This is a genomic window from Novilysobacter longmucuonensis (genome assembly GCF_046600735.1).
Taxonomy (GTDB): Bacteria; Pseudomonadota; Gammaproteobacteria; order Xanthomonadales; family Xanthomonadaceae; genus Novilysobacter_A; species Novilysobacter_A longmucuonensis.
The window spans coordinates 29,915-56,472 of the sequence record NZ_JBJMAW010000001.1 but is presented as its reverse complement, the minus strand read 5'-3'; the positions used below and the strand labels follow the sequence as shown (position 1 = coordinate 56,472).

The window sequence follows — 26,558 nt, the reverse complement described above, 5'->3', positions numbered from 1 at the left end:
CTGACGGCTACTCGCTCAGCTCGTTCCACAGGAACGCGAAGGCCAGCGCGCTCATGTGCGCGGCCTGCGCATTGTTGGCCGAACCGCCGTGGCCGCCTTCGATGTTCTCGTAGTAGCGCACGTCCTTGTCCGCTTCGAGCATCTTCGCGGCCATCTTGCGGGCGTGGCCGGGATGCACGCGGTCGTCGCGGGTGGAGGTCATGAAGATGGTCGGCGGGTAGTCCTCGTCCGCATCGAACAGGTGGTACGGCGAGAAGGTCTGGATGAAGTCCCAGTCGGCGGTGTCGGGATCGCCGTACTCGGCCATCCACGACGCGCCGGCCAGCAGCTTGTGGTAACGCTGCATGTCGAGCAGCGGCACCTGCACCACGACGGCGCCGAACAGCTCCGGGTACTGGGTCAGCATGTTGCCGGTCAGCAGGCCGCCGTTGCTGCCGCCCTGGATGCCCAGGTGCTCGGGCGAGGTGATGTTACGTGCGATCAGGTCGCGTGCGACCGCGGCGAAGTCCTCGTAGGCCTTGTGCCGGTTGGCCTTGAGCGCGGCCTGGTGCCAGCGCGGGCCGTACTCGCCGCCGCCGCGGATGTTGGCGACCACGTATACGCCATCATTCTCGAGCCAGCCTTTGCCGACACTGCCGGAATAACCCGGGGTCAACGAAATCTCGAAACCACCGTAACCGTACAGCAGCGTCGGGGTGCTGCCATCGAGTACCAGCCCCTTGGGCATGACCACGAAGTACGGGACCTTGGTGCCGTCCTCGCTGGTGGCGAAGTGCTGGGCGATCTCATGGGTGGCCGCGTCGAAGAACGTCGGCATCGTCTTCAGTACTTCGGGCTGCTCGCCGATCTGCGCCAGCGACAGGGTCGTGGGAGTCAGGTAGTCGGTGGCGGTCAGCCACACCGCGTCGCTCTGGTCGGAGTCGACCGCGCTGACGCCGAGCGTTCCGAAGCCGGGCGCGCCGGTGAACTCGCTGCGCGTCCACTGGCCCTGCGCATCGGGGGTCAGCACGCTGAGCTTGTTCTTGACGTCATCGAGCACGTTGAGCACGAGGTGGTTCGCGGTCCAGGTGTAGCCGGCCAACGAGGTGCTCATCGAGGGGGCGAACAGCACCGTGAAGTCGCGGCCGCCGGCCATGAACGCGTCGAAGTCGGTCGCGATCAGGCTGCCGGCGGGATGGGTGGTGCCGCCTGCCTCGTAGGGCTCGCGCAGCTCCAGCACCAGCCAGTCCTTGTGCACCGACTTGTTGGCCGAGTTCGGCGCATCGACCTTGGCCAGCTGGCCGTCTTCTCCCTTCAGGTACAGCTCGTCGTTGTAGAACGCAATCGTGCGCATCACGAAATCGCGCTCGAAGCCCGGCGTGTGGTCGTGGCCGGCGGCGATGTACATGTCCTCCGGAGTGCCTTCGTAGACGACGGTCGCTTCGCTCATCGGCGTGCCGCGCGTCCACTGCTTGACGATGCGCGGGTAGCCCGACTCGGTCAGGGTGGCCACGCCCTCGGCATCGGGGCCGAAGTCGGTATAGACGTAGACGTTGTCGCGGTCGATCCAGCCCAGGCCGCCTTTGGCTTCCTCGCGGAAGAAGCCGTCCTGGACCCAGTCCATGGTGGTCAGGTCGAACTCGCGGGTGACGTCGGCATCGGCGCCGCCGCGCGACAGCGCGACCAGGCAGCGCTCGTACGCTGGCTTGAGGCAGTCGGCGCCGTGCCAGACCCAGTTCTCGCCTTCGGCCTCGTTGAGCGCGTCCAGGTCGATCACCGTCTCCCACTGCGGCTGGTCCTTGCGGTACTCGGCCAGCGTGGTGCGGCGCCACAGGCCGCGCTCGTGGTTCTGGTCCTTCCAGAAGTTGTAGTAGTAATCGCCGATCTTCTGCACGCCGGGAATCTTGGCGTCCGAATCGAGGATCGACAGGATTTCAGCTTCCAGCGCCTTGAACTCTGGGGTCGCGGCCAACTCGGCCTCGGTCTTGGCGTTCTCGGCCCTGACCCACGCCAGCGGCTTGTCACCGGTGACCTCTTCCAGCCACAGGTAGGGATCGGACGGTGTGGGCACGGCGGGCTCCTGGGCGTTGACGGCGCCCACCGCCACGGCCGCGAGGCCGGCGGACATCAACAGGGTCTGGCAAGCCTTCGACAGCATGGGCATGGGTGCTCCGGTGGGCAAATATATCGGACCAATGGATCGGACAAGCGGTCGGCAACGCTAGCACAGGCCCGCGCGCCAGCCGCCGTGCCGCTGGTCACGATCAGTCGACACCCGCGCCGCGGCTGGATCGGGTTCAGGCGGCGCGCGGCAGCGGCTCGCTACGGCGCGGGCGCAGGCTCCGGCGCGCCTGCGGGATCGCCCGGCGACGCGCGCCTGCGACGGCCGCGGGCCGCAAGGCGCTCCCCGGCAGCGGGAACCAGTGCAGCGTCCACCACGCGCTCAGCGGCATCGCCAGCAACCACAGCGGCAGCCAGCCGAGCTGCGCGTGGTGGCCGCGTGCGGCCGGCAGCAACAGCAGCAGTACCGCGCCGATCGCGATGGCGTAGCGCAGGGTCGCGTCGAGACGCGGATCGATCGGCGTGCGTGGCTCGTGGCGGGATCTGGCGGCGATGGTCATCATCGGTGGCTCCTCGGGTCGACGGCGCCACCATCGCCCGGCTCCATCTCACCGGCTGCGACCGCGCCGCACCCCATCCGGCGCCCCCTGTAGGAGCGGCTTCAGCCGCGATCGGTGACGGCGTCGGGCGACGGTTGTGGTTCGCGGCTGAAGCCGCTCCTACCCGGCTGCCGAGACCGCTCAGCGGTCGTATTGGCTCAGCGCCAGCGACAGCAGCGAGCGCGCCTGTTCGCGCAGCGAGGGCGGCTCGACGATCTCCGCGTCGCTGCCGTAATGCAGCACGTCCATCAACAGCTCGCGGCCTGAACTGAAGGGCACCTTGAGCTCGTAGCGCCCGTCGGGCAGGAACCGCCCCTGCTGCTGCGAATGCCAGTGTTCGTCGGCGACCCAGCGCGCGGCCTTGGCGCTGAATACGATCAGGGCCCAGCCCTTGGGCGTGCCGGAGAAGATCCCGTAGCTGGACGCGAGCTGGCGGTCGAGCTCCTCGTCGGGCACGTCGCGCGCAGCATCGTCGAGCAACCGCGCGGCGACGATGCGGTCGACCGAGAAACTGCGCAGGCCGTCGCGCTCATGGTCCCATGCGTCCAGGTACCAGTTCTCGCGGTAGTGGGTCAGCCGCTGCGGCGAGACCGAGCGCCGGGTCGGCTGGTCGGTGGAGCGCGCGCGGTATTCGAACGCGAGCTGCCTGCGGTCGAGCACCGCGGTGGCGACATTGCGGAACGAGATCTCGTCGAGCCGTCGGGTGCGGTGGGGGATCACCCGCACGCGTTCGACCGGCACGCGGCGGCCGCCGGCGTGCTCGTCGAGCAGCTTCTCGATGCGGTGCTGCAACGGTGCCAGCGCATTGGACAGCACCCCGCCGCCGCTGCGCATCAGCAACTGCTGCGCGGCCAGCAGCGAGTGCAGCTCCTGCGAGCTCAGCCACAGCCCGGGCAGTTCGAACCGGTTGGCCTCGTCGGGGTCGTAGCGGAAGCCGGCCTCGCCGTTGCCGATCACCGGCGCCATCAGGTAGTCGCGCAGGTAGGCCAGGTCGCGGTACACGGTCGCGCGCGAGCACTCCAGCTCCCCCTGCAGGCGCTGCACCGTCACCGGATAGCGCGCGGCGGTGAGGATGCGGTGCAGGGCGTGAATGCGTTCGATGCGTTCCATGGCTGGAGGTTTCCCACTGGGGCGAGGTCGAGCGGCTGTCTGGTGGCGGCCGGGTTCTGCGTTAAGCATGGCACCGGCCGCTGCAAGGCCGCCACTGTCGCAGGGGATTGTGATGAAAACCGCCGCACGTCGCGCACTGCTGGGCTTCACCCTCGCCGCGCTGGCCGCGCCAGTGTGCTGGGCCGGGCCGCGCGAGGAGGTGAACGAGTCGATCGAAAAATTCGCCGCTGCGCGCAGTTACCACGCCGACATGGAGATCGCCGGCACCACGCCGGTGACCGGCCAGCTCGACTTCGTCGCGCCGGACCGCTACCGCATGAGCATGTCCGGCATGTCCGGCATGGGCGAGCAGACCATCATCGGCGACACCATGTACCTGAACATGCAAGGCCAGACCATGCAGGTGCCGCTGCCCAAAGGCACGCTGTCGCAGTGGCGCGACCCGGCCCGGCTGGCCGAGAACGCCAGCAGCATGGCCGTGACCGCGCTGGGCAGCGAAGCGCTGGATGGCGAGGCGGCAAAAAAATACCGGGTCGAGCACACCCAGCCCCGCCCCAGCACGATGACGCTGTGGATCGGCGCCGACGGCTACCCGCGGCAGATCCTCGCCAGCGGCGAGGGCCAGGGCGGTGAGACGGTCACCACCACGATCCGCTACTCGCGCTTCAACGATCCGGATATCCGTATCGAAGCACCGAACTGAGCGGCAGCGGCGTCATCGAGCCAGCTCGGCTCTACCGAATCACCGGCGCATTTTGTAGGAGCGGCCCATGGCCGCGATGGAAACCGGCCTATCGCGCCTGTCCGGTTCGCGTTCGCGCCCATGGGGCGCTCCTACAGGAGCTTCGGCCGGAGTGCGGCGGTGCGGGGGTAGAGCGGAGCTTGCTCCGCTCGGTTCGGTGGGTGCGCGGGGACATCGTCGATTCGCAGCCGAGCAAGCTCGGCTCTACGGGATCATCGGGCGCTTCTGTAGGAGCGGCCCATGGCCGCGATGGAAACCGGCCTATCGCGCAGACCGGGGCCTTGGCCGGTGCGGGATGCCGACAGGGCTCGTATCGCGGGAATGGGCACGCCCATGCACAATGCGCGGATGCGCAACTCCGCTCCTGCCGAGCCCGTCATCAACTATTCGCCGTCGCCGGGCGACGAGGTCAAGACCACGACCTGCTTCATGTGCGCCTGCCGCTGCGGCATCAAGGTGTGGCTGACCGACGGCAAGATCCGCTACATTCAGGGCAATCCGGTGCACCCGGTCAACCAGGGCGTGCTGTGCGCGAAGGGCTCGGCCGGGATCATGCAGCACTATTCACCGGCGCGGCTGGATAAGCCGCTGCTGCGCGTCGGCGAGCGTGGCAAGGGCGAGTTCAGGCAGATCGAGTGGGACGAGGCGCTGCGCATCGCCACCGGCTGGCTGGCGCCGATCCGCCAACGAAATCCCGACGAGCTGGCGTTCTTCACCGGCCGCGACCAGAGCCAGGCGCTGACCGGTTGGTGGGCGCAGCAGTTCGGCACCATCAACTACGCCGCGCATGGCGGCTTCTGCTCGGTGAACATGGCCGCCGGCGGGCTCTACACGCTGGGCGGCTCGTTCTGGGAGTTCGGCGAGCCCGACTGGGAACACGCCCGGTACCTGATGCTGTGGGGCGTGGCCGAGGACCACGACTCCAACCCGATCAAGCTCGGCCTGGGCAAGCTGAAGGAACACGGCGCCAAGGTCGTCGCGGTCAACCCGGTGCGCTCGGGCTACGGCGCGATCGCCGACGAGTGGATCGGGATCCGGCCCGGCACCGACGGGCTGTTCGCGTTCGCGCTGATCCATGAGCTGCTGAAGGCCGACCGGATCGACCTGGACTACCTGGTGCGCTACACCAATGCGCACTGGCTGGTGATCCGCAACCCCGGTGGCGCCGATGACGGGTTGTTTGCGCGCGACGCGGCGGGGCAGGCGTTGTGCTGGGATCGCGGCAACGGCCAACCCGCCCCGCTTGGCGCAAGCGAGGGGGCGCAAGCGCTGGCCGACTCGATCGATGTGTCGCCCGCCGTGGTCGGCCAGTACACCCTCGCCGATGGCCGCAACGTGGTGCCGGCCTTCCACCTGATCGCCGAGCGCTACCTCGATCCTTCGTTCTCCCCCGATGCGGTCAGCGAGCGCTGCGGCATTCCGGCCGAGACCATCTGCCGGATCGCACGCGAGCTGGCCGAGGCCGCGTTCGACCACGCGTTCACCCTGCCGGTCGCCTGGACCGACGCGCACGGCCGCGAGCACGCCGAGATGGTCGGCCGGCCGGTCGCGATGCATGCGATGCGCGGGATCAGCGCGCACAGCAACGGCTTCCACACCTGTCGCGCGATCCACCTGCTGCAGTTGCTGCTGGGCGCGGTCGATACGCCCGGCTCGTTCCGCTACCAGCCGCCGTTCCCCAAACCGATCGCGCCGCCGAACCGGCCCGGCAAGGCGCGCCAGGCCAATGGCGCGCTCGATGCGCCGCCGCTGGGCTTCGTACACGCGCCCGAGGACCTGCTGGTCGACGCGGCCGGCAATCCGCGCCGCATCGACCATGCGTTCTCCTGGAGCTATCCGCTGTCGGCGCACGGCATGATGCACAGCGTGATCCGCAACGCCTGGGCCGGCGATCCGTACAAGATCGACACGCTGATGATGTTCATGGCCAACATGAGCTGGAACTCGTCGATGAACACCGCCCAGACCATCGAGTGGCTGACCGACAAGGACGACAGCGGCGAGTACCGGATCCCGCACATCATCTACGCCGACGCGTACGCCTCGGAAATGGTCGCCTATGCCGACCTGGTGCTGCCGGACACCACCTACCTGGAGCGCTTCGACGCGATCTCGATGCTCGACCGGCCGATCTCCGATGCCGATGGCGCGGCCGACGCGATCCGCCATCCGGTGCTGGAGGCCGAGACGCAATCGCCCGGTCGCGACGTGCGCGGCTTCCAGTCGGTGCTGCTGGAGCTCGGCGCGCGGCTCGGCCTGCCCGGCATGGCCGAGGCCGACGGCTCGCCGAGCTACCGCGACTACGCCGACTACATCGTGCGCCACGAGCGCGCGCCCGGGGTCGGGCTGCTCGCCGGCTGGCGTGGCGAGCACGGCGAACTGGAGGCCAAGGGGCCGCCCAATCCCGCGCAGCTCGAACGCTACATCGAGCACGACGGCTTCTGGCGCAGCGAGATCCCCGCTCACGCGCGCTATTTCAAGATGGCCAACCGCGGCTATCTCGAGTGGGCGCAGAAGATGGGCTTTATCGGCGATGCCAAGCCCATCGTGCTGCAGCTGTATTCGGAGACGCTGCAGAAGTTCCGCCTGGCCGCGCAGGGGCACGGCGCACAACAGCCGCCGGAGCAGCACCGCGAGCGCGTGGTCACCTACTTCGATCCGCTGCCGATCTGGTACGAGCCTTTCGAGGGTGCGCAGGCCAATGCGCAGGATGCTGCTCGTTCAAGCGCAACGTCACTGGGTTCCCGCGTTCGCGGGAATGACGAGCCTGTCGAATTCCCGCTCAGCGCCGTCACCCAGCGGCCGATGTTCATGTACCACTCGTGGGGTTCGCAGAACGCCTGGCTGCGGCAGATCGCCACGCGCAACTGGATCTACCTGCATCCCGATACCGCTGCGCGTTACGACATCGCCGACGAGGACTGGATCAGCGTCACCTCGCACCACGGCACGATCACCGCGCAGGCGAAGTTCGCCAGCAACACCCAGCCCGACACGATCTGGACCTGGAACGCGATCGGCAAGCGCAAGGGCGCGTGGCGACTGGGCAAGGATGCGCCCGAGGCGCGCCAGGGATTTCTGCTCAACCACCTGATCTCCGACATTACCCCGCGCGGCGACTACGCCAACGCCGACCCGGTCACCGGGCAGGCGGCGTGGTTCGACCTGCGCGTGCGGATCGACAAGGTCGCCGCGGCCAGCCACAGCACGCCACAGTTCGCGCCGCTGGAACTGGGCCAGGCCGACAACTTGCCGCTGCGCTACGGCGCCGCGATGCGCCGCAAGGAGCACGGCTGATGCACGCACGGGCGAGCTTCGCCGGGCCGCCACGGCGCGTCGCTGCGCAGGTGCAGGGCTGATGGCGACCGAGCTGTGGCTGACCCTGGCGGTGCTCGCCGGCGCGGTCTACCTGTTTGTCACCGAGAAGCTGCGGGTCGACGTGGTCGCGGTGCTGGTGCTGGCCAGCCTGCTGGTGCTCGGGCTGGTATCGCCGACCGAGGCGCTGTCGGGTTTTTCCAGCCAGGCGACGATCACCGTCGCGGCGATGTTCGTGCTCAGCGCGGGGTTGCAGCGCAGCGGCGCGCTGCAGGGCCTGGGCGAGATGCTGGCGCGGATCAAGTCGGGCTGGCTGTTTGCGCTGGTGATGATGTCGCTGATAGCGCTGATCTCCGGCTTCGTCAACAACACCGCGGCGCTGGCGGTGTTCCTGCCGCTGGTGCTGGCGGCGACCGCGGCCAACAAGCTGCCGGCCTCCAAGTTCCTGATCCCGCTGTCGTATGCGGCGCAGTTCGGCGGCGTGTGCACGCTGATCGGCAGTTCGACCAACCTGCTGGTCAATTCGCTGGCAGTGCAGACCGGCCGCGAGGGCTTCGGCCTGTTCGAGTTCGCGCCGCTGGGGGTGATCTTCGTCGCGGTCGGTCTGGTCTACCTGATGCTGGCGCGGCGCTTCCTGCTGCCCAACCTGGGCATCGCCGAACCCGACAGCGACGGCCACGGCGGGCGCTACCTGATCGAGCTGGTGGTGCCGGCCAAGTCGCCCGCGATCGACCTCCCCGCCGGCGACCTGTCCAAGCCGGTCGCCCCGCCCGACGATGCAGACGATGCAGACGATGGGGATGAGGATAAGGACAAGGACGAGGACGAGAACTACGCGCCGCGGCCCGAAAGCCTGGAGGTCGAACTGATCAACGTGCTGCGCGAGGGCGGCACCAGCGCGTCTGCCGCGCAGACCAACCTGCGCGCCGGCGACCGCCTGCTGCTGCACGGCGAGTGGGAGCAGGTCGAGGCGCTGCGCCGGCGCCACAAGCTCGACCACGACCGGGTGGCGCCGCACCTGGACAGCGACCGCGGCGCCGAGCGCCTGCATGCCGAGGTGATGGTCGCGCCGGGCTCGCCGCTGATCGGCCACACCATCTCGGAGATGCGCTTCGGCCACACCTATCGGGTGCGCGTGCACGGGCTGCAGCGCCGCCGCGTGGTGTTGCGCCGGCCGGTCAATCAGGTGCCACTGGCGCTCGGCGACATCCTGCTGGTGGATGCCTCGGAAAGCTCGCTGGAGGCCTTGCGCGACAACCCGGGGCTGGTGGTGCTGGGTGAGCGCACCCAGCAACGCGTCGACCGCCGCCGCGCGCTGCTCTCGACCGGCGTGCTGCTGTCGGTGGTCGGCATGGCCGCGGCCGGCTGGCTGCCGATCGTCGCCGCGGCGATCCTCGGCTGCGTCGCGCTGGTGGTGCTGCGCTGCCTGGAGCCCGACGAGGCCTATACCGCGATCGACTGGCGCGTGGTCATCCTGCTGGCCGGCGTGCTGCCGCTGGGCATCGCGCTGGAGCGCAGCGGCGGCGCCGACTGGGTCGCGCAGAACGCAATCGGCCTGTTCAGCCAGTTCGGCCCGGTGGTGACGCTGTCGGTGATCTACCTGCTGACCTCGGTGCTGACCGAGATCATGAGCAACAATGCCGCGGCGGTGCTGGTGGTGCCGGTGGCGATCGCCGCGGCCGAATCGCTCGGGGTCGATGCCAAGCCTTTCCTGGTCGCGGTGGCGTTCGCGGCCTCGACCGCATTCGCCACGCCAGTCGGCTACCAGACCAACACCATGGTCTACGCTGCCGGCGGCTATCGCTTTGCCGACTTCATCAAGATTGGCCTGCCGCTCAACCTGATCTTCTGGATGATGGCGACCCTGCTGATTCCGCGGTTCTTCCCGTTCTGAGGCGCGTGCCGTGACCCACACCCGACCGACCCGATGACCGACCTGCCGCCACCGTCGAAGAAGAAGATGGGCCTGGTGATCGACCTTGACACCTGCGTCGGCTGCCACGCCTGCGCGGTCAGCTGCAAGGAGTGGAACGCCGGCGGCTTCGCCGCGCCGCTGACCGACGAGCAGCCCTACGGCAAGGACCCCACCGGGGTGTGGTTCAACCGGGTGCACAGTTACGAGATCGCTGCAGAGCAAGCCCTTGCTCAACCCGGACCCTCTCAGGGCGAGCCGGCGGGTGGCCGCGGACAGGATGAGGACCCGATGTGCGGTTCGGGATCCGGTGCGCAGGCGCCGCAGCCGGCCATGACCCTGCATTTCCCGCGCTCGTGCCTGCACTGCGAGCAGCCGGCCTGCGTCACGGTGTGCCCGACCGGCGCCAGCTACAAGCGCGCCGAGGACGGCATCGTGCTGGTCGACGAGGACAAGTGCATCGGCTGCAAGCTGTGCTCGTGGGCCTGCCCCTACGGCGCGCGCGAATACAGCGAGGTCGAGGGGGTGATGAAGAAATGCACCCTGTGCATCGACCGCATCTACAACGACAACTTGGCCGAGGAGGAACGCCAGCCGGCCTGCGTGCAGGCCTGCCCGACCCGGGCGCGCCACTTCGGCGACCTTGGCGACCCCGACTCGAAAGTGTCCAAGCTGGTCGCCGCGCGCGGCGGCGTCGACCTGATGCCGGAGCTCGGCTACAAGCCGGTCAACCAGTACCTGCCGCCACGCCCGCGCCGCGCCGGCGGCGACGCAAGCACGGTTGCAGCCACCGCGCCGGGCGAGTCGCTGGACGCCGCCGCATTGCCGTCGGTGCTGCGCTGGCTCGACCGGGCGCTGTCGCGATGAGCGCACCACCGCGTTTGCCCCGTCGCGTGCCGGCTGGTCCGGCCTGACATATGCACCCGGCGTTCTCGGTCATCATCTTCAGCACACTGTCGGGCGCCGGCTACGGGCTGCTGTTCTGGAGCGCGCTCGCCGCGCTGACCGGCCGCGTCGATCCGTGGCTGCTCGCGGTCGCGACCGCGCTCGCACTGGTGCTGGCCACGGTGGGCCTGGTCAGCTCGCTGTGGCACCTGGGCAAGCCGATGCGTGCCTGGCGCGCGTTCTCGCAATGGCGCACGTCGTGGCTGTCGCGCGAAGGCGTGGCCGCGGTATTGACCTACCCGCCGGCGCTGGCATTCGGCCTGCTGGCCTACGCGCAGATGATCGACCGGCACGATGCGGTGTTCTCCATTCCGCTCAATGCCGCAACGGTGGCGCTGTGCCTGCTGCTGGCCGCGTGTGCGCTGGTCACGGTGGCCTGCACGGCGATGATCTATGCCTCGCTCAAGCCGATCCCGGCCTGGCGTCACCGGCTGGTACTGCCCGGCTATCTCGTGTTCGCACTGCTGAGCGGCGGGCTGCTGCTGGCCGCGATCGAGGGGGTCGATGGCCGGCTCGGCCGCCTGCCGGCGCTGCTGGCGATCACGTTGATGGCCGCGCTGTGGTGGCTCAAGCGCCGCTACTGGCGCGACATCGACCACACCCCGCTGCCGGCGACGCGCGGCGATGCGGTCGGGCTGCCGGAGCGCGAGGTCCAGGTGTTCGAGCGCCCGCACACCGAAGGCAACTTCCTCACCCGCGAGATGGTGTTCGTGCTCGCACGCAAGCACTCGCGCAAGCTGCGCACCATCGCCGTGCTGCTGTTTGCGGTGCTGCCGGCGCTGCTGATGCTGCCGGTATGGTTGCTGGTGCACATGGACGCGGCACCGTGGTTCGCCGCCGCGGCGGTGAGTACGCTGTGCGGCGCGGCGGTCGAACGCTGGCTGTTTTTCGCCGAGGCGCGGCACCTGGTCTCGCTGTACTACTGACCGTCAAACGGTAGAGCCGAGTTGCTCGGCTCCACGGGATCACCGGCGCTTTTTTAGGAGCGGCCCATGGCCGCGATGGAAACCGAACCATCGCGCCTGCCCGATTTGCGTTCGCGCCCATGGGGCGCTCCTACAGAGAGGCCGCGGCCGGAGTGCGGCGGTTCGATGGTCGAGCGGAGCTTGCCCCGCTGCAGCGCGGTGGATACGCGAGCCATCGTGGGTGCGCAGCCGAGCAAGCTCGGCTCTACACCGGCCTTTATCTGGCAGCGCCGATGAGCTCGCCCGCGCCCTGTGCGAGCAGCGACTGCGCGACGCCCCAGGCCAGCGCCTCGCGTGCATCGGCACGGCCGTCGGCCTGCGCGCGCACGATGCGGCCGTCGATCGCCGAACCGACCAGGCCTTGCAGGTGCAGGTGCTCGCCCTCCAGCTGCGCGTACGCCGCAATCGGCACGTGGCAACTGCCGTCCAGTGCGCGGTTCATCGCCCGCTCGGCCTCGGCGCAGACGCGCGTGGGCATGTGGTCGAGCGCGGCAAACAGGGCGTGGACGCCGGGGTCATCATCACGGCACTCGACCGCGATCGCGCCCTGCGCCGGCGCCGGCAACCAGTCCGGCGGCTGCAGGCGGCTGCGGATGCGGGCCTGGAAGCCGAGTCGCTGCAGGCCGGCGCAGGCCAGCACGATGGCGTCGTAATCGCCGGTATCGAGTTTGGCCAGGCGGGTGTTGACGTTGCCGCGCAGGTCGCGCAGTTGCAGGTCCGGCCGCAGCGCGCGCAGCTGCGCCTGGCGACGCAACGACGAGGTGCCAACGCAGGCGCCATGCGGCAACGCGGCGATGTCGTCGAAGCGGTGGCTGACGAACGCGTCGGCCGCATCGGCGCGCTCCAGGATCGCCGGCAAGGCAAACCCCGGCTCCAGCTCCATCGGCACGTCCTTGAGCGAATGCACCGCGCAGTCGGCTTCACCGCGCTGCATCGCCAGTTCGAGCTCCTTCAGGAACAGCCCCTTGCCGCCGATCGCGGCCAGCGAGCGGTCCAGCACCTCGTCGCCGCGCGTGCTCATCGGCACCAGCACCACCTCCAGCCCCGGATGCGCCCGGCGCAGGCCGGCAGCGACGTGTTCGCTCTGCCACAGGGCGAGCGGGCTCTTGCGGGTGGCGATGCGCAGCGTGGTCATGGGGCCATTATCGCCGCTCGGCGAACGTGGCGCTGTGGCGCGTGGCGGGACTTGGGGCTCGGGGCTCGGGGCTCAGAGGTGCTTCAACATCTCCCGCAACCCCGCCACGCAGCGACGGCTGACTTCCAGCGGCTGCTTGCCGTGGCGCAGCACCGCGTGCACGTGGCCGTCGGGGCAACGCTTCAGCTCGACGATCTCGTGCCGCGCGACCAGGCAGTTGCGGTGGATGCGGATGAAGCGCTCGGAGAATTCGTCCTCCAGCGACTTGAGCGACTCCTCGATCAGGTCCTCGCCGCGGGCGTGGTGCACCACCACGTACTTTTCCTCGGCCTGCAGGTAGTGCACGTCCTCGATCGGGATCAGCCGCAGGCTGCCGCGCAGCCGCGCGCATAGGTGGCTGCGGCGTTGCCCGGCAGGCGCGTGGCCGTTGCGCCCGCGTCCGGCGGCGAAGGTGCGCACGCGCTCCAGCGCCGCGGCCAGCCGCTCAGGGCGCACCGGCTTGACCAGGTAGTCGATCGCCTCGGCCTCGAATGCCGACAGCGCGTGGGCGTCATAGGCGGTGCAGAACACCACCGCCGGGCGCGGCTCGAACGCGGCCAGGTGCCGCGCCGCCTCCAGCCCGTCGATGCCGGGCATCGCGATGTCGAGCAGCACCAGGTCCGGCTCGTGCTCGGCACAGGCGTGCAGCGCGTGCTGGCCATCGCCAGCCTCGGCAACCACCTCCACCCCGGGCTGCTCGCGCAGCAGGCTGCGCAGGCGATCGCGCGCAAGCGGTTCGTCGTCGGCGATGACCACCGTCATCGGCGCAATGCTCATCGACTCGGTTGCCATCGGGTCCGTACCCCCCAGACCGTCGCCATGGACGCCTGCGCCGATAGTAGCCGGCTTGCGCCCCGGGGTTTCAACACGGCGCCCCGGGACGATGTGCCCAGGGTCACAATCGCAGCGATGCGCGGGCGCGCGCGGGCGCGCGCTCAGGCCTGCTCGAAACGCCGCGACAGCCAATCGCCCAGGTCGCGGATCTGCTCGGCGCAGACCTGGTGCGCCATCGGGTACTGGTGCCAGTCGATGCTCAAGCCCAGCGCGCGCAGCCGCGCCTGGCTGGCCGCACCGGCCGCGTACGGCACCACCTGGTCGAACTGGCCGTGTGCCATGAACAACGGTTGTGCGGTCACCGCCGCGCCGCGTTCGCGCACCGCCGCTTCGGCCGCGGCCTGGGTGAGCGGCAGGTAGGTCGACAGCGCAACCAGGCCGGCCAGCGGCGTGGTCCGGCGCAACCCGGCCGCCAGCGCGATCGCGCCGCCCTGCGAGAAGCCCGCCAGCAGCACGCGCGAGGCCGGCACGCCGCGCCCGGCCTCACGCGCGATCAGCGCCTCGACCTCGGCGACCGATTGCGTGACGCCGGCGTCGTCGGCGCGATCGGCGAAGTCGGCCGCGTTGAAATCGAAGCTGCGGATGTCGTACCAGGCGCGCATGGGCACGCCGTTGTTGATCGTGACCGGCCGCACCGGCGCGTGCGGAAACACGAAGCGCAGTGCCGGCCAGTCGCGGCGCACCAGCTGCGGCACGATCGGGGCGAAGTCGTTGCCGTCGGCGCCCAGGCCGTGCAGCCACAGCACGGTCCATTCCGGCGACGGCGCGGTTTCGGTTTCGACGGTGTCTAGCAGCGCGGGATCGACAGGTTGGCTCATCGCCGCATTGTCGCCGCAGCGCGTGCCAGCGTCACCTGTTCACCAGGATTGCCGCCGCTACGCTTGGTAGGAGCGACGTGAGTCGCGACAAGGCCAGGAGTCGCCGATAAGGCCAGGAGTCGCGCGGTCGCGACTCACGTCGCTCCTGCCAAAGGCTTTGCTATGGGGTGGTCCAGTGCCCGGCCGGCTGCGGCCGCCCGAACAGATAGCCCTGTCCGTAGACGCAACCCATCGCGATCAGCGCGTCGCGCTGCGCGGTGGTTTCTATTCCCTCGGCCACGACTTCCAGCCCGAGCGAGTGCGCCAGCGCCAGCACCGCGGCGACCACCGCGGAGCTGCGATGCGAGCTGTCGGATCCGAGCGGCTCGACGAACGAGCGGTCGATCTTGATCATTTTCAGCGGGAACCGGTGCACGTAGCCCAGCGAGGAATAGCCGGTGCCGAAGTCGTCCAGCGCCGCCTCGACGCCGCCGGCACGCAGCCGCTCCAAAATGCGCACCACCGCGTCGGGGTCGCCGAGCAGGGTGCCCTCGGTGACCTCCACGCGCAGCCGCGCGGGATCAAATCCGGTCTCGGTGGTGAGCTGCAGCAGCTGGCGGTCGAATTCGGCGTTCTGGAAGTGGCGCGGCGACAGGTTGACCGTGATAAAGCCGCCGTCGCGCACCAGCGGCACCGCGGCGGCGCAGGCGGCGCGATACATCGCCCAGTCCACCGCCTCGATCAGGCCGCTTTCCTCGGCCACCGGCAGGAACTGGTCCGGGCCGAGCAGGCCGCGCTCGGGATGGTGCCAGCGGATCAGCGCCTCGTAGCCGATCGGGTGTCCGTCCGACAGGCGCACCAGCGGCTGGAAGTACGGCTCGAATCCGCCGTGGGCGATCGCGGTGCGCAGCTCGCGCTCGACCTCCAGCACGTCCAGCGCGGCCAGTTGCAGGGTCTCGTCAAACAGCACGAAACGGCTGCGCCCGCCACTCTTGGCGCGGTACAGGGCGACGTCGGCGTCGTGCAGCAGCTCGTCGGTGGTGTGATAGCGCATATCGCCGATCGCGATGCCGATGCTGGCGGAGGTCTGCAGCTCGCGGCCGGCCACCAGCATGGGTTGCTCCAGCGCCTCCTGCACGCGCTGGGCGACCTTGCAAGCCGTCTGCGGTATCGGCGCATCCTCCAGCAGGATCGCGAACTCGTCGCCGGACAGCCTCGCAACCACGTCCGGCTCGCGGATGCAGTGGCTCAGCCGGCGCGAGACCTCGCGCAGCACGTCATCGCCGGCGAGGTGCCCGAGGCTGTCGTTGAACAGCTTGAACCGGTCGATGTCCAGGTACAGCAAGGCGTAGCGCCGCTGCGGGTTGCGCCGCAGTCCGGCGATCGCGCGCTCCAGCCGGTCACGCAGGTACAGCCGGTTGGGCAGCCCGGTCAGCGGGTCGTGCATGACCTGGTGCTTGAGCTGCGCCTCGACCTGCTCGCGCACCGAAATCTGCTCGCGCAGTTCGCGGGTGCGCGCCTGCACGCGCTGCTCCAGTTCGTTGTTCAACTGCAGCAGCGCCGCGGCCGCATTGCGCCGCTGCAGGCTGTTGGCGATCTGGTGGGACACGAACGTCAGCAACTCGGCGTCGCGCTCGTCGTAGGACACGCTCTCATCGTGGCTCTGCACCGCGACCATGCCCATGACCTGCTCGCCCAGCAGCAACGGCACGCCCAGCCAGTGTCGCGCCAGCGGTCCGCGATCCAACGCGGGGTCGAGTTCGCCCTGGTCGATCAGGCGCTGCGTGGTGACGCGGTCGGCCAATAGCGGCCGGCCGCTGCGGATCACGTATTCGCTGACCCCGCGACCGAGTTCACGGGTCGGCCGGGCCTTGTCGACCGCGTCGACCGAATACGGGAAGTGCAGCTCGCGGCGGTCCTCCGACAGCAGCGCGATGTAGAAGTTTTCGGCATTGATCAGCTCGCCGACCGCCATGTGGGTCTGCTCGTAGAAGTGTCCGCTGTCGTCGTCGAGGTTGGCCAGTCCGGCGATCCGGTACAGGATCGACTGGATCTTCTCGGAGCGCTCGCGCTCGCGCACCTCGGTGTGCAGGATCGCGTTGGCTTCGGCCAGTTGCCGGGTGCGCTCGGCCACGTGCCGTTCCAGCTGTTCCTGCCCCTGCTTGCGCTCCAGCGCGGTGAGGATGTGCTCACCGACGAAGATCAGCAGGGCGCGGTCCATGTCGCTAAAGCAGTCCGCGTGCAAATAGCTCTGCACCACGACCGTGCCGATGACCTGGCCATCGCGGATCATCGGCACGCCGAGCCAGTCGAGGTCGGCCGCGCCGTGCAGCCGCAGCGGCCCCTGCACCTGCTCGCGCAGTCGCTCCGGCGGACCCATCAGCGGCTTGCCGCCCTTGACCAGGTGCCAGGTGCCGCCATACATCAGCCGCGCCATGGGGATGTCTTCGTTGAGCCGGGGGCCCTCGGTGTCGACGGTGTCGATGAAGTACAGGAAGCGCACGCTGTCGTGTTCGGCGTCATACAGCGTGATGTAGAAATTTTCGGCGTACATCAACCCGGCGACGATATCGTGCAGCCCCTGCAACATCGTCGGCATGTCGAGGTTGGAGCCGGCCATGTCGGCGATCGCGAACAGCGCATGCTGCAGGCGCTCGGCCCGGCCCAGTTGCTCGACCGAGGTGCGCATGCGCCGGGTGGCGAGCAATTCCGACAGGCGGCGCGAGCCGAGTTCCAGCAGATCGGCGGGCGGGTCGGCCGAGCCTGGCTGGCCCAGGCTGGCATCGCCGGGATCGGCGGGCATCAGCACCACCGCCATGCCGTCACGGTCGTCGCACAGCACCCGCGCCATGGGCGGCGGCGCGCCGGCGGCGGCGCGGCCGGCCTCGATTACCTGGGCGGCCAGCGCCTGGCACGCCTGGATGTCGCACGCGGCCGGGTAGCAGCGGACATCGTGCGGCCAGTCCGAGGTGCAGGCCAGGGCATAGCTGCGGCCGTCATGGGCGTGCAGCGCGGCGAGCAGGATGTGGACGGCCTGCTCCACTGAGACGGCCTGCAGCAGCTCGCGCGCCAGCGCAGCCTGCGCCGGAGCGACGGCGGTGGACGCAGGTGCCCGCGCGTCCTCGCCCGCGGGCGGCGGCGCCGGCTGTTTGTCTGTTTGCGGCTCGTGCAACGGCCGCCTCCTCTTATTGCGCGTGTCTGCACTCTATAACGGCAGCCGGCGCGGAACCTTTCACTGCGCGCCCACAGGCCCGCCAGCCGGGCGTGGTCAGCGCGCACCGAGGCTCTCCCGCAACGGCACGCTTCCCGGCCAGCCGCCGGCAAGCGCCTGGTACACCGCAACGGCGCCGGTGAGGCTGCGGGTGCGACCAGCGGCCAGCGCGTCCTGCGCCTGCAGACGGGTGCGCTCGGCCTCGAGCACTTCGAACAGATCGGCCGCGCCGGCCTCGAAGCGGATCCGGGCCAGCTGTGCGGCGCGCGCGCTGTCGCTCGCGGCGCGCTGCAGGTGGGCATCCTCGGCACGCGCACGCGCGTAGCGCACGAGCGCATTCTCGGTGTCCTCCAGCGCGAACAACACGGTCTGCTGGTAGCGCGCCAGCGCGCCTTCGGCGTCAGCGTCTGCCGCCGCGATGCGCGCCCGCACGCGGCCGATGTCGAGGAACGACCAATCGACGCCGAGCGCAAGCAGCCGGGTCTCGCTGTCGCGCCCGAACAGCGCTCCGCGGTCGACCGCGTGGCTGCCGATCAGCCCGCCCAGGGTGAAACGCGGGAACAGGTCGGCGCTGGCGATGCCGATCCGCGCATTGGCTGCGTGCAGTCGGTGCTCGGCCGCGAGCACGTCCGGACGGCGACGCAGCAGCGCGCCTGGCGCGCCAGGATCCAACAGCGCCGGCAGCGCCGGCAGCGGGCGCGGCGCTTCGAGCTGGGCCACCAGCTCACCGGGCATGCGGCCGCTCAGCACCGCCAGGCGGTGCATGGTCGTTGCGACCTGCGCCTGCAGCCCCGGCACGCGCGACAGGGTCGTCTCGAGTTGTGCACGGGCGCGTGATCGGTCGAACTCGGCGCCGCGGCCGGCATCGAGCCGCGCCTCCACCAGGCGCAGCGTCTCGCGCTGGTTCTCGGCGTTCTCTCGCGCGACACGCAGGCGCTCCTGCAGGCCGCGCAGCTCGGCGTACCCGCGCGTGACCTCGCCGACGATCGCGACCTGCAGCGCGTGTAGGTCGGCAGCGCTGGCGCGCGCGTCGGCGCCCTGCGCTTCGACCTGGCGGCGGAGCCGGCCGAACAGGTCGAGTTCCCAGCCGGCGACGACCGCGGCCTCGAAGCTATCGCCGTCGCGAGCCTCGCGCGCGAAACCCGGCAGCTGATCGGCGCTGGCGCGGGTCTCGCCCGCACCGGCGGTAGCGGTGACGCTCGGCAGCCGCTCCAGGCGCGCGCCGCGCAGCAGTGCATTGGCGCGGTCGATACGGGTCAGCGCCATGCGCAGGTCGTGGTTGGACAGCAGCGCTTCTTCGACCAGCCGGGTCAGCAGCGGATCGTCGAAGCCGCGCCAGAACTCGGTGTCGGGCGCGCTGACAGCGTCGGCCGCTGCGCCTAACCCCGGCGCGCTGTCTTCGAGCGTCGCGGCCTGTGCGAACTGCGCGGGTACCGCAGGCGTCGGCCGCACGAACTCGGGACCGGCGGTACAGGCGGCGAGCGACAGCGCGAGCACTGAAACGAGCATCCGCGCGCGCGGGATCGGGCCCGCCGCCGATGGCGGCGTCGCAGCGCGTTTGCCCTCGCCACAACCCTGTGCCGCGAGGCGGGAGACAGTGCCGGAAGCGGCGCTGAGCTTGTCGTTACGCATGCGTGATCTCCATAATTTCCGCCCGCACCACGGCCGCGCGGCGCCGCGTCACCAGCGTGCGCAGCGCGACGTAGAACACCGGGGTCAGGAACAGCCCGAACAGGGTCACGCCGAGCATGCCGGCGAACACGGTGATGCCGGTGACCGCACGCACCTCGCTGCCGGCACCGGTCGCGAGCATCAGCGGCACCACGCCGGCGCAGAACGCGATCGAGGTCATCACGATCGGGCGCAGGCGCAGCCGGCACGCTTCGAGCGCGGCCTCCATGATCCCCTTGCCCTGCAGCTCGAGCTCGCGCGCGAACTCGACGATCAGGATCGCGTTCTTGCACGCCAGCCCCATCAGCACCACCAGGCCGACCTGCACGAACACGTTGTTGTCGCCGCCGCTGAGCCACACCCCGACCATCGCCGACAGCAGGGTCATCGGCACGATCAGGATTACCGCCAGCGGCAGGGTCCAGCTCTCGTACAGCGCAGCCAGCACCAGAAACGCGAGCAGCACCGCGAGCGGGAACACGATCAGGGCCGCGTTGCCCTGCGAGGCCTGCTGGAAGCTCAGGTCGGTCCACTCGATGTTCATGCCGGCCGGCAGCACCTGCGGCGCGAGTTCTTCAAGCTTCGCCATCGCCTGCGCCGAGGACAGCACGCGCGGGTCGGCCTCGCCGATCAGGTCGGCGGCCGGATAGCCGTTGTAGCGGATCACCGGGTCAGGGCCGAAGGTCTGACCGACCGCGACCATGCTGCCGACCGGCACCATCTCGCCAAAGGCATTGCGCGTGCGCAGGTTGGCGATGTCCTCGACGCCGTCGCGGAACGGCGCGTCGGCCTGGGCGATGACCTGCCAGGTGCGGCCGAACTGGTTGAAGTCGTTGACGTAGGCCGAGCCGAGGTAGGTCTGCAAGGTGTCGAACAGTTCGGTCAGCGGCACGCCCTGCGCCTTGGCCTTGACCCTATCGACCTGCAGGTCGAGCTGCGGCACGTTGGCCTGGTAGGTGCTGATGGGAAAGGCCATGCCCGGGGTCTGCGCGATCGCGCCGGAAAAACCGTTCACCGCATCCTGCAGCGCGCCGTAACCGAGCCCGGCGCGGTCCTGCACGAACAGCGAATAACCCGAGCCGGTGCCGAGACCGAGGATCGGCGGCGGCAGGATCGAGAACGCGAATCCTTCCTGGATGTCCGCGATCTTCTGGTTGAGCTCGGCATTGATCTCGGCGGCGCTGCGCTCGCGCTCGCCGAACGGCTTCAGGCCGAAGAACACCGTGCCGGTGTTGGGCGTGTTGGTGAACTGCAGCGCGTTGAGGCCCGGGAATGCGACCGCGCTGGCGACGCCCTCGGTCTCCAGCGCGATCCGGCTCATCTTGCGGATCACCGCGTCGGTGCGCGCGAGCGAGGCGCCTTCGGGCAGCTTGACGCCGCCGATCAGGTACAGCTTGTCCTGGGTCGGGATGAAGCCGCCCGGCACCGCCTGGAACATCAGCCCGGCCGCCACCAGCAGCGCCGCATACACCGCGAACACCGCACCGCGCTTGCGCAACGTGCTCGACACCGCGGCCTGGTAGCGCTCGGCGCTGCGCCCGAAGAAGCGGTTGAAGCGGCGGAACAGCCAGCCGAACAGGCGGTCGATCACGCGCGTCGGTGTGTCCTTCGGCGCGCCGTGCGCACGTAGCAGCTTGGCCGCGAGCGCCGGCGACAGCGTCAGCGAGTTGACCGCCGAGATCACCGTCGAGATCGCGATCGTGACTGCGAACTGCTTGTAGAACTGGCCGGTCACGCCATCGAGGAACGCCATCGGCACGAACACCGCGCACAGCACCAGCGAGATCGCGATGATCGGACCAGACACCTCGCGCATCGCCTGGTGCGCGGCCGCGAGCGGCGTCAGCCCTTCCTCGATGTTGCGCTCGACGTTCTCGACCACGACGATCGCGTCGTCCACCACTATCCCGATCGCGAGCACGAGCCCGAACAAGGTCAGCGTGTTGATCGAGAAGCCAAGCAGGTGCAGCACCGCGAACGTGCCGATCACCGACACCGGCACCGCGAGCAACGGAATGATCGATGCGCGCCAGGTCTGCAGGAACAGCACGACCACCAGCACCACCAGCAGCACCGCCTCTAGCAGCGTGGTCACGACCGCCTTGATCGAGTCGCGCACGAACACGGTCGGGTCGTAGACCACCTCGTAGCCGAGCCCTTCCGGAAAGCGCGTAGCGAGCTCGTCCATCTTCGCGCGCACCGCGTCCGAGACCGCGATCGAGTTCGCGCCCGGCGCCTCGAAGATGCCGATCGCCACCGCGTCGTCGTTGTCGAGCTGCGAACGCAGCGTGTAGTCGCCGGCGCCGAGCTCGATGCGCGCGACGTCGCCCAGGCGCACGACTTCGCCATCGCTACCGCTCTTGATCACGATGTCGGCGAACTCGGCCTCGCTGCGCAGCCGGCCCTGCGCGTTGATCGACAGCAGGAAATCGCCGACGTCCGGCGTTGGTTCGGCGCCGAGCTGGCCGGCCGAGACCTGCACGTTCTGCTCGCGCACCGCGCGCACGACGTCGCCCGCGGTGAGGCCGCGCGACGCGACCTGGTTCGGATCGAGCCAGAGCCGCATCGCGTAGTCGCCCGCGCCCCACATCTGCGCGCTGCCGACGCCCTCGAGCCGCGCGAGCTCGTCCTTGATCCGCAAGGTCGCGTAGTTGCGCATGTACAGCGAGTCGTAGCGGCCGTCGGTCGAGACCAGGTGCACGACCAGGGTCAGCGTCGGCGACTGCTTCTGCGTGGTCACGCCCTGCCGGCGCACGTCCTCGGGCAGCCGCGCGAGCGCCTGGCTGACGCGGTTCTGCACCTGCACCTGGGCGCGGTCGGGATCGGTGCCGGGGCGGAAGGTCACGGTGGTGATCAGCACGCCGTCGGAGCCGGCAACCGACTTGACGTACATCATGTCCTCCACGCCGTTGATCGCCTCCTCCAGTGGCGTCGCCACCGTTTCGGCGATCACCTTGGGATTGGCGCCCGGATACACCGCGCGCACCTGCACGCTCGGCGGCACCACGTCGGGGTACTCGCTGACCGGCAGTGCGGGCAGCGCAATCAGCCCGGCGGCGAAGATCACGATCGACAGCACCGCGGCGAAGATCGGTCGGTCTATGAAAAATTTCGAGAAGTCCATGGAATGTCCTTGTGCGGCTCTGCGCCGCGTGGGTCCTGCGAGGGGCACGGAAGTCCCGAGCTCCCGCTCTTGCATCTGCTCGTCAGTCCCGCGACGGCGGGCATGACGACCGGTGGTGGAACGGGCGCCAGGCCGACCCTCCCCGCCGCGGGGGAGGGGACGCGGGAGCAGAAGTCCCGGGGAGGGTCGGCCGCCTCGACGCGGCGGCAATCAGCTTGGCGAGGCCATCACTGCACCCCCGCCGCGCTTGCCACCTGCAGGGCCGGCGCCGGATCGCCCATCGCGATCGTCGTCGGCGCTACCGGCATGCCCGGAAAAAACACCTTCTGCACGCCATGCACGACGACCCGATCGTGCTCGTTCAGTCCCGCGCGTACCACGCGCAGGCCCTCGACGCTGCGTCCCAGATCTACGTCCTTGCGCACTGCGGTGTCGTCGGGCCCGAGCACGTAGACGTACTTGCGGTCCTGGTCGGTCAGCACCGCCTTGTCGTCGACCAGCAGGGCTTCGGCGGCGTGGCGGCCTTCGAGCTGCACGCGCGCGAACAGCCCCGGCGTCAGCACGCCATCGGGGTTGGGCAGCACCGCGCGCGCGCGCACGGTGCCGGTGCCGGCGTCGGCCTGGTTGTCGATGAAGTCGATGGTGCCCGCGTGCGGGTGGCCGTCCTCGTTGGCCAGCCCGACCCGCACCGCGTTTTCCGAACGCGCACGCTCGCCGCCGCGCGCGAGCGCGTTGTAGCGCAGGTAGGTCTGCTCGTCGGTTTCGAAGTACACGTGCACCGGATCCAGCGAGACCACCGTGGTCAGCAACGTCGCGTCGGCCTGGGCGAGGTTGCCGGCGGTGACCAGCGCACGCCCGGCACGGCCGCTGATCGGCGAGCGCACCTGGGTGAACTGCAGGTCCAGCCGCGCGCTCGCGACCGCGGCTTCGGCCGCGCGCACCATCGCGTGGCCTTGCGCGGTCGCCGCGCGGCGCGTTTCGAACTCCTCGCGCGAGATCGCCTTCGCCTCGATCAGCGCCTGCGCCCGCGCGTGCTGCGTTTCGGCAAGCCTAGCCTCGCTGCGCGCGCGTTCTAGCTCGGCGAGCGCGCGGTCGAGCTCGGCCTGGTAGCGGCGCTGGTCGATCACGAACAGCAGGTCGCCCTTGCCGACCAACTGGCCCTCGGTATAGGCCACGCGTTCGACGTAGCCGCTGACGCGCGGGCGCAGCTCGACGGTTTCGACCGCGGCGACGCGGCCGGTGAAGTCGTCCCACTGCCGCACCTGCTTGCTCAGCACCGGCGCGACGCTTACCTGCGGCGGCGGCATCGCCTCGTTGGTCGCAGCCTGGCTGCCGCAGCCGGCGATGGCCAGCGCGATCGATACGCCCGCGGCGAGCGCGAGCAGCGGGTGGCCGATGGACCGGGGCGGAAACGCGATATGGGTCATGACGATGGTTCCTGGTGAGGGTTCGGAGGGAGTGCCGGGGAGGCCAGCGCGTCGAGCAGCGCGCGCGCGTCGTGCAGGCAGCGCACGGGCAGCGGCAAAGTCCCGGTGTCGCTCGGCGGCGGCGTTGTTGGAGCCCGTCCCTGCGAGAGGGCGGAGACGGGCGTCTTCGAGCCAGGGGCCCGCAAACGGCCCTCTTCACCGCTTTGGCGGGGAAGAGAGAGGGGCAAGGCGCGAGCAGCGTTCGATGTGCCGGCGTACCGCACCACCTCCTGTGCAGGCGCGGCGTCTGCGTCGCGATCGACCAGCGCCAGCGCGCGCTGACCCACAGCGAGCGCGCTCGGCCATTGCGGGCTGCTACGCGCGCAGGCCTGCGCGCGGCACACCGGCGTGTCGACGGTGAGCAGTTGCACGCGCACCGCCAGCGCTCGCGCTTCGTCGTGCAGCACCCGCGCGAGCATACGCAGCGCCGCCGCGCCGATCGATCGGTGTCCGTAGCCCGCCCACGGGTGCTCGCTGCCGGGGCCGCCGATCAGCACGTAGCTGCCGCCGCGGTCGGACTCGGCCAGCAACGGCAGCAGATAGCGCGCCGCGGCGAGATGCGGCAACAGGTCGAGGTCAAGCTTGCGCTGCAGGAACGCAGCCGGCTGGTCGAGCAGCCGGCCTCGCTCGGCGGCGCCGCAGACCGCGACGATCACGCCCGCGAACGGTCGCCGCAGCGTGCGCAACGCCGCCGCGAGCCGTGCGCCTTCGGCATCGCTCGCGACCGAACCGACCAGCGTGCTCACGCAGGCTTGTGCGTATTCGCGCTGCAGCGCATCGAGCGCGGACGCATTGCGCGCGACCGCGATCACCGGCCGGCCGCGGGCGACCGCCGCCGCGACGATGCCACGACCGACCACGCCGGTGCCGCCGAGCACCACGACCGGCGCCTGCACTGTCCCGCTCATGGGACTTTCTCTCCCGTAAATGGGATGACAGCCGATCGCGAGCGCCGCCCGCTCAGCAGCGTGAGCAGCGGCAGCAGCAGCAGACCCAGCGGCAATGCGACCACGAACAAGAGAACCCACGCGAGCATGAGCGCCTCGCCAGCGCCCGCAACCAGGCCCTGGCGGAACAACAGGGTGGCAATACCGACCAGCACCGACATCGCCGCTAGCATCAGCAGCAGATAGGCGGTCCGGGTTGTCGAGGAGGTCAGCATGGCGGCGACCGGTAAGGGCTCGGCGCACAATCTAGGGCCACCACCGGCACTTGATTAGCCGGCAATCGAGGGAATAATTGTCCCGAACGCGGTCCAATACCCTCCCTGCACACATCGAACCTGCGAAGGCTCCGTTTTTTCTCGTCGTTCCTCGCTTCCGCGCGGCTGTGCGAGGTGCGCGCAAGATCACAAAGGATCCCGGCTTTCGCTGGGACGGAAGCAGGAAAGTTTCGAGGCGTTTCGCGGGGGCCCTTTGCGCAGGCGGGGCCGACGATCTTGGTTTTCGATGCTTGCGTCACCGCCCCCGTCCGCGCGGGGAGATGTTTTTCAGCTTTTTTCGAGCCCACAAGGAGCGTTCCGATGGCCCGCGATCTCAACGACACCCTGATCTTCGTCAAGGTGGTCGAACACGGCAGCTTTATCTCCGCGGCGCGCGCGCTGCGCCTTCCCAAGACGACGGTCAGCCGCAAGGTGCAGGACCTGGAGATGCGGCTGGGCGCGCAGCTGCTGCACCGCACGACGCGCAAGCTCGGCCTCACCGAGGCGGGCAATATCTACTTCGAACATTGCGCACGCATCGCGCGCGAGCTCGACGAAGCCGAAAGCGCGGTCGGCCAGCTGCAGGGCGGTCCACGCGGCTGGCTGCGCTTTACCGCGCCGTACTCGGTTGGCATCACCTGGATCGCGCCGCTGCTCGGCGAGTTCCACGCGCGCCATCCCGAACTGCGCGTGGAGATGGTGCTGACCAACGAGCCGCTCGACCTGATCGCCAAGGAAATCGACGTCGCGCTGCGCATCGGCAGCCTGCCCGACTCCAACCTCATCGCGCGCCGGCTCGCGGTGTTTCGCACCCAGATCTACGCCAGCCCGCATTACCTGGAACGCCACGGCGAGCCGCTGCATCCCGACGACCTGCAGCACCACCGCACGCTGGCGATGCAGAAGGCGCGCCGCAACGGCGGCTACGTGTGGACGCTGCACGACGGCGAACGCGATCAGGACTTCCGCATCGACCCGGTGCTGGTCGCCAACGACCCGGGCCCGCTCCGGGGCGCGCTGCTGTGCGGCGAAGGCTTGATGCTCGCCAGCGACGTGACCGTCAAGGCGCATGCCGAGCACGGCGACGTGCAGCGCGTGCTGGCCGGCTGGACCGGTCCGACGCTGGACTTCAATGCGGTGTTCCCGCGTGGCCAGGTGCAGTCGCCCAAGGTGCGCGCGTTTGTCGATTTCCTGGTGGAGCGGCTGAACTTCGACGCCGACTACATGCAGCTGCTGTGTCCCAACAGCCGCGGCATGTGTTCCGAGGGCGCCGCCAAAGCGGACAAGGCAGCCGCACCGGGTCGCGCGGCACACGAGCTGGCGCGACTGGTCGGGGACCGAGAGGCGCTGCTCGAAACCGATCCGGTGTAACGCAGACGGTGGTTGCGGTCGCGCAAAGATGCGCCCGGCACGCCCCATGGGTGCGCTTGCTTTCCCGCGCGCGGCGCGCGA

The 26,558-nt window shown here is 69.6% G+C and carries 18 protein-coding genes; 6 read left to right on the top strand and 12 right to left on the bottom strand.

Annotated features, from left to right (window positions below; all coding sequences use genetic code 11):
• Positions 1-7 precede the first annotated feature (7 nt).
• From ACJQWM_RS00240 to ACJQWM_RS00230, 3 genes are all read right to left on the bottom strand, one after another.
• Entirely contained in the window at positions 8-2,107 is a 2,100-nt protein-coding gene (locus tag ACJQWM_RS00240; RefSeq protein WP_411306633.1) for a prolyl oligopeptidase family serine peptidase, read from the bottom strand.
• 169 nt (positions 2,108-2,276) lie between these two features.
• Positions 2,277-2,603: a hypothetical protein gene (locus ACJQWM_RS00235; protein WP_411306594.1), complete on the bottom strand. Its 327-nt coding sequence runs from the start codon at positions 2,601-2,603 to the stop codon at positions 2,277-2,279.
• Between the two features lie 177 nt (positions 2,604-2,780).
• Positions 2,781-3,749: a helix-turn-helix transcriptional regulator gene (locus ACJQWM_RS00230; RefSeq protein WP_332705269.1), complete on the bottom strand. Its 969-nt coding sequence runs from the start codon at positions 3,747-3,749 to the stop codon at positions 2,781-2,783.
• A 112-nt stretch (positions 3,750-3,861) separates the two neighbouring features.
• Here ACJQWM_RS00230 and ACJQWM_RS00225 point away from each other — a divergent pair, with 112 nt between their 5' ends.
• From ACJQWM_RS00225 to ACJQWM_RS00205, 5 genes are all read left to right on the top strand, one after another.
• On the top strand, positions 3,862-4,452 hold the full coding sequence (locus ACJQWM_RS00225) for a LolA family protein (protein WP_332705272.1): 591 nt from the start codon (positions 3,862-3,864) through the stop codon (positions 4,450-4,452).
• 387 nt (positions 4,453-4,839) lie between these two features.
• Positions 4,840-7,788 (top strand): molybdopterin oxidoreductase family protein, encoded by a 2,949-nt coding sequence (locus tag ACJQWM_RS00220; protein ID WP_332705275.1) that lies wholly within the window; start codon positions 4,840-4,842, stop codon positions 7,786-7,788.
• Positions 7,789-7,849: 61 nt separating this feature from the next.
• Positions 7,850-9,700 (top strand): SLC13 family permease, encoded by a 1,851-nt coding sequence (locus ACJQWM_RS00215; RefSeq protein WP_332705278.1) that lies wholly within the window; start codon positions 7,850-7,852, stop codon positions 9,698-9,700.
• 33 nt (positions 9,701-9,733) lie between these two features.
• The gene (locus ACJQWM_RS00210; protein WP_332705281.1) at positions 9,734-10,585 is read left to right on the top strand and encodes a 4Fe-4S dicluster domain-containing protein; all 852 of its coding nucleotides are present in this window, start codon (positions 9,734-9,736) and stop codon (positions 10,583-10,585) included.
• A 50-nt stretch (positions 10,586-10,635) separates the two neighbouring features.
• A complete protein-coding gene (locus tag ACJQWM_RS00205) occupies positions 10,636-11,589 on the top strand; it encodes a dimethyl sulfoxide reductase anchor subunit family protein (protein WP_332705284.1) in 954 nt (317 codons plus the stop codon).
• Between the two features lie 256 nt (positions 11,590-11,845).
• On the opposite strand, the gene hemC is transcribed toward ACJQWM_RS00205, so the two are convergent.
• The 9 genes from hemC to ACJQWM_RS00160 all read right to left on the bottom strand — a co-directional run bounded on the left by hemC (position 11,846) and on the right by ACJQWM_RS00160 (position 25,067).
• Entirely contained in the window at positions 11,846-12,763 is a 918-nt protein-coding gene (gene hemC / locus ACJQWM_RS00200) for a hydroxymethylbilane synthase (protein ID WP_332705287.1), read from the bottom strand.
• A gap of 72 nt (positions 12,764-12,835) precedes the next feature.
• Entirely contained in the window at positions 12,836-13,564 is a 729-nt protein-coding gene (locus ACJQWM_RS00195; RefSeq protein ID WP_411306632.1) for a LytR/AlgR family response regulator transcription factor, read from the bottom strand.
• A gap of 173 nt (positions 13,565-13,737) precedes the next feature.
• Complete coding sequence (locus ACJQWM_RS00190; protein WP_332705293.1) at positions 13,738-14,454, bottom strand: alpha/beta hydrolase; 717 nt, start codon at positions 14,452-14,454, stop codon at positions 13,738-13,740.
• Between the two features lie 160 nt (positions 14,455-14,614).
• Positions 14,615-17,605: a bifunctional diguanylate cyclase/phosphodiesterase gene (locus ACJQWM_RS00185; protein WP_332705296.1), complete on the bottom strand. Its 2,991-nt coding sequence runs from the start codon at positions 17,603-17,605 to the stop codon at positions 14,615-14,617.
• Between the two features lie 96 nt (positions 17,606-17,701).
• On the bottom strand, positions 17,702-19,276 hold the full coding sequence (locus tag ACJQWM_RS00180) for an efflux transporter outer membrane subunit (RefSeq protein WP_332705299.1): 1,575 nt from the start codon (positions 19,274-19,276) through the stop codon (positions 17,702-17,704).
• On the bottom strand, positions 19,269-22,439 hold the full coding sequence (locus ACJQWM_RS00175; RefSeq protein ID WP_332705301.1) for an efflux RND transporter permease subunit: 3,171 nt from the start codon (positions 22,437-22,439) through the stop codon (positions 19,269-19,271). The genes ACJQWM_RS00180 and ACJQWM_RS00175 overlap by 8 nt, the downstream gene beginning before the upstream one ends.
• Before the next feature lie 227 nt (positions 22,440-22,666).
• Positions 22,667-23,866: an efflux RND transporter periplasmic adaptor subunit gene (locus ACJQWM_RS00170; RefSeq protein ID WP_332705304.1), complete on the bottom strand. Its 1,200-nt coding sequence runs from the start codon at positions 23,864-23,866 to the stop codon at positions 22,667-22,669.
• Positions 23,863-24,813, bottom strand: coding sequence for an SDR family NAD(P)-dependent oxidoreductase (locus ACJQWM_RS00165; protein ID WP_411306593.1), 951 nt, complete (start codon positions 24,811-24,813; stop codon positions 23,863-23,865). Before ACJQWM_RS00165 ends, ACJQWM_RS00170 begins: the two co-directional genes overlap by 4 nt.
• On the bottom strand, positions 24,810-25,067 hold the full coding sequence (locus ACJQWM_RS00160; RefSeq protein WP_332705310.1) for a DUF2798 domain-containing protein: 258 nt from the start codon (positions 25,065-25,067) through the stop codon (positions 24,810-24,812). The genes ACJQWM_RS00165 and ACJQWM_RS00160 overlap by 4 nt, the downstream gene beginning before the upstream one ends.
• 360 nt (positions 25,068-25,427) lie before the next feature.
• On the opposite strand from ACJQWM_RS00160, the gene ACJQWM_RS00155 reads away from it, so the two are divergent.
• Complete coding sequence (locus ACJQWM_RS00155) at positions 25,428-26,477, top strand: LysR family transcriptional regulator (RefSeq protein ID WP_411306592.1); 1,050 nt, start codon at positions 25,428-25,430, stop codon at positions 26,475-26,477.
• Positions 26,478-26,558 lie beyond the last annotated feature (81 nt).

Bases quoted from the DNA above. Each gene is read 5' to 3' on its own strand.
- ACJQWM_RS00240 (WP_411306633.1), bottom strand. From the start codon at position 2,107: ATGTCCGCCGGCCTCGCGGCCGTGGCGGTGGGCGCCGTCAACGCCCAG.
- ACJQWM_RS00235 (WP_411306594.1), bottom strand. From the start codon at position 2,603: ATGATGACCATCGCCGCCAGATCCCGCCACGAGCCACGCACGCCGATC.
- ACJQWM_RS00230 (WP_332705269.1), bottom strand. From the start codon at position 3,749: ATGGAACGCATCGAACGCATTCACGCCCTGCACCGCATCCTCACCGCC.
- ACJQWM_RS00225 (WP_332705272.1), top strand. From the start codon at position 3,862: ATGAAAACCGCCGCACGTCGCGCACTGCTGGGCTTCACCCTCGCCGCG.
- ACJQWM_RS00220 (WP_332705275.1), top strand. From the start codon at position 4,840: ATGCGCAACTCCGCTCCTGCCGAGCCCGTCATCAACTATTCGCCGTCG.
- ACJQWM_RS00215 (WP_332705278.1), top strand. From the start codon at position 7,850: ATGGCGACCGAGCTGTGGCTGACCCTGGCGGTGCTCGCCGGCGCGGTC.
- ACJQWM_RS00210 (WP_332705281.1), top strand. From the start codon at position 9,734: ATGACCGACCTGCCGCCACCGTCGAAGAAGAAGATGGGCCTGGTGATC.
- ACJQWM_RS00205 (WP_332705284.1), top strand. From the start codon at position 10,636: ATGCACCCGGCGTTCTCGGTCATCATCTTCAGCACACTGTCGGGCGCC.
- hemC (WP_332705287.1), bottom strand. From the start codon at position 12,763: ATGACCACGCTGCGCATCGCCACCCGCAAGAGCCCGCTCGCCCTGTGG.
- ACJQWM_RS00195 (WP_411306632.1), bottom strand. From the start codon at position 13,564: ATGACGGTGGTCATCGCCGACGACGAACCGCTTGCGCGCGATCGCCTG.
- ACJQWM_RS00190 (WP_332705293.1), bottom strand. From the start codon at position 14,454: ATGAGCCAACCTGTCGATCCCGCGCTGCTAGACACCGTCGAAACCGAA.
- ACJQWM_RS00180 (WP_332705299.1), bottom strand. From the start codon at position 19,276: ATGCGTAACGACAAGCTCAGCGCCGCTTCCGGCACTGTCTCCCGCCTC.
- ACJQWM_RS00175 (WP_332705301.1), bottom strand. From the start codon at position 22,439: ATGGACTTCTCGAAATTTTTCATAGACCGACCGATCTTCGCCGCGGTG.
- ACJQWM_RS00170 (WP_332705304.1), bottom strand. From the start codon at position 23,866: ATGACCCATATCGCGTTTCCGCCCCGGTCCATCGGCCACCCGCTGCTC.
- ACJQWM_RS00165 (WP_411306593.1), bottom strand. From the start codon at position 24,813: ATGAGCGGGACAGTGCAGGCGCCGGTCGTGGTGCTCGGCGGCACCGGC.
- ACJQWM_RS00160 (WP_332705310.1), bottom strand. From the start codon at position 25,067: ATGCTGACCTCCTCGACAACCCGGACCGCCTATCTGCTGCTGATGCTA.
- ACJQWM_RS00155 (WP_411306592.1), top strand. From the start codon at position 25,428: ATGGCCCGCGATCTCAACGACACCCTGATCTTCGTCAAGGTGGTCGAA.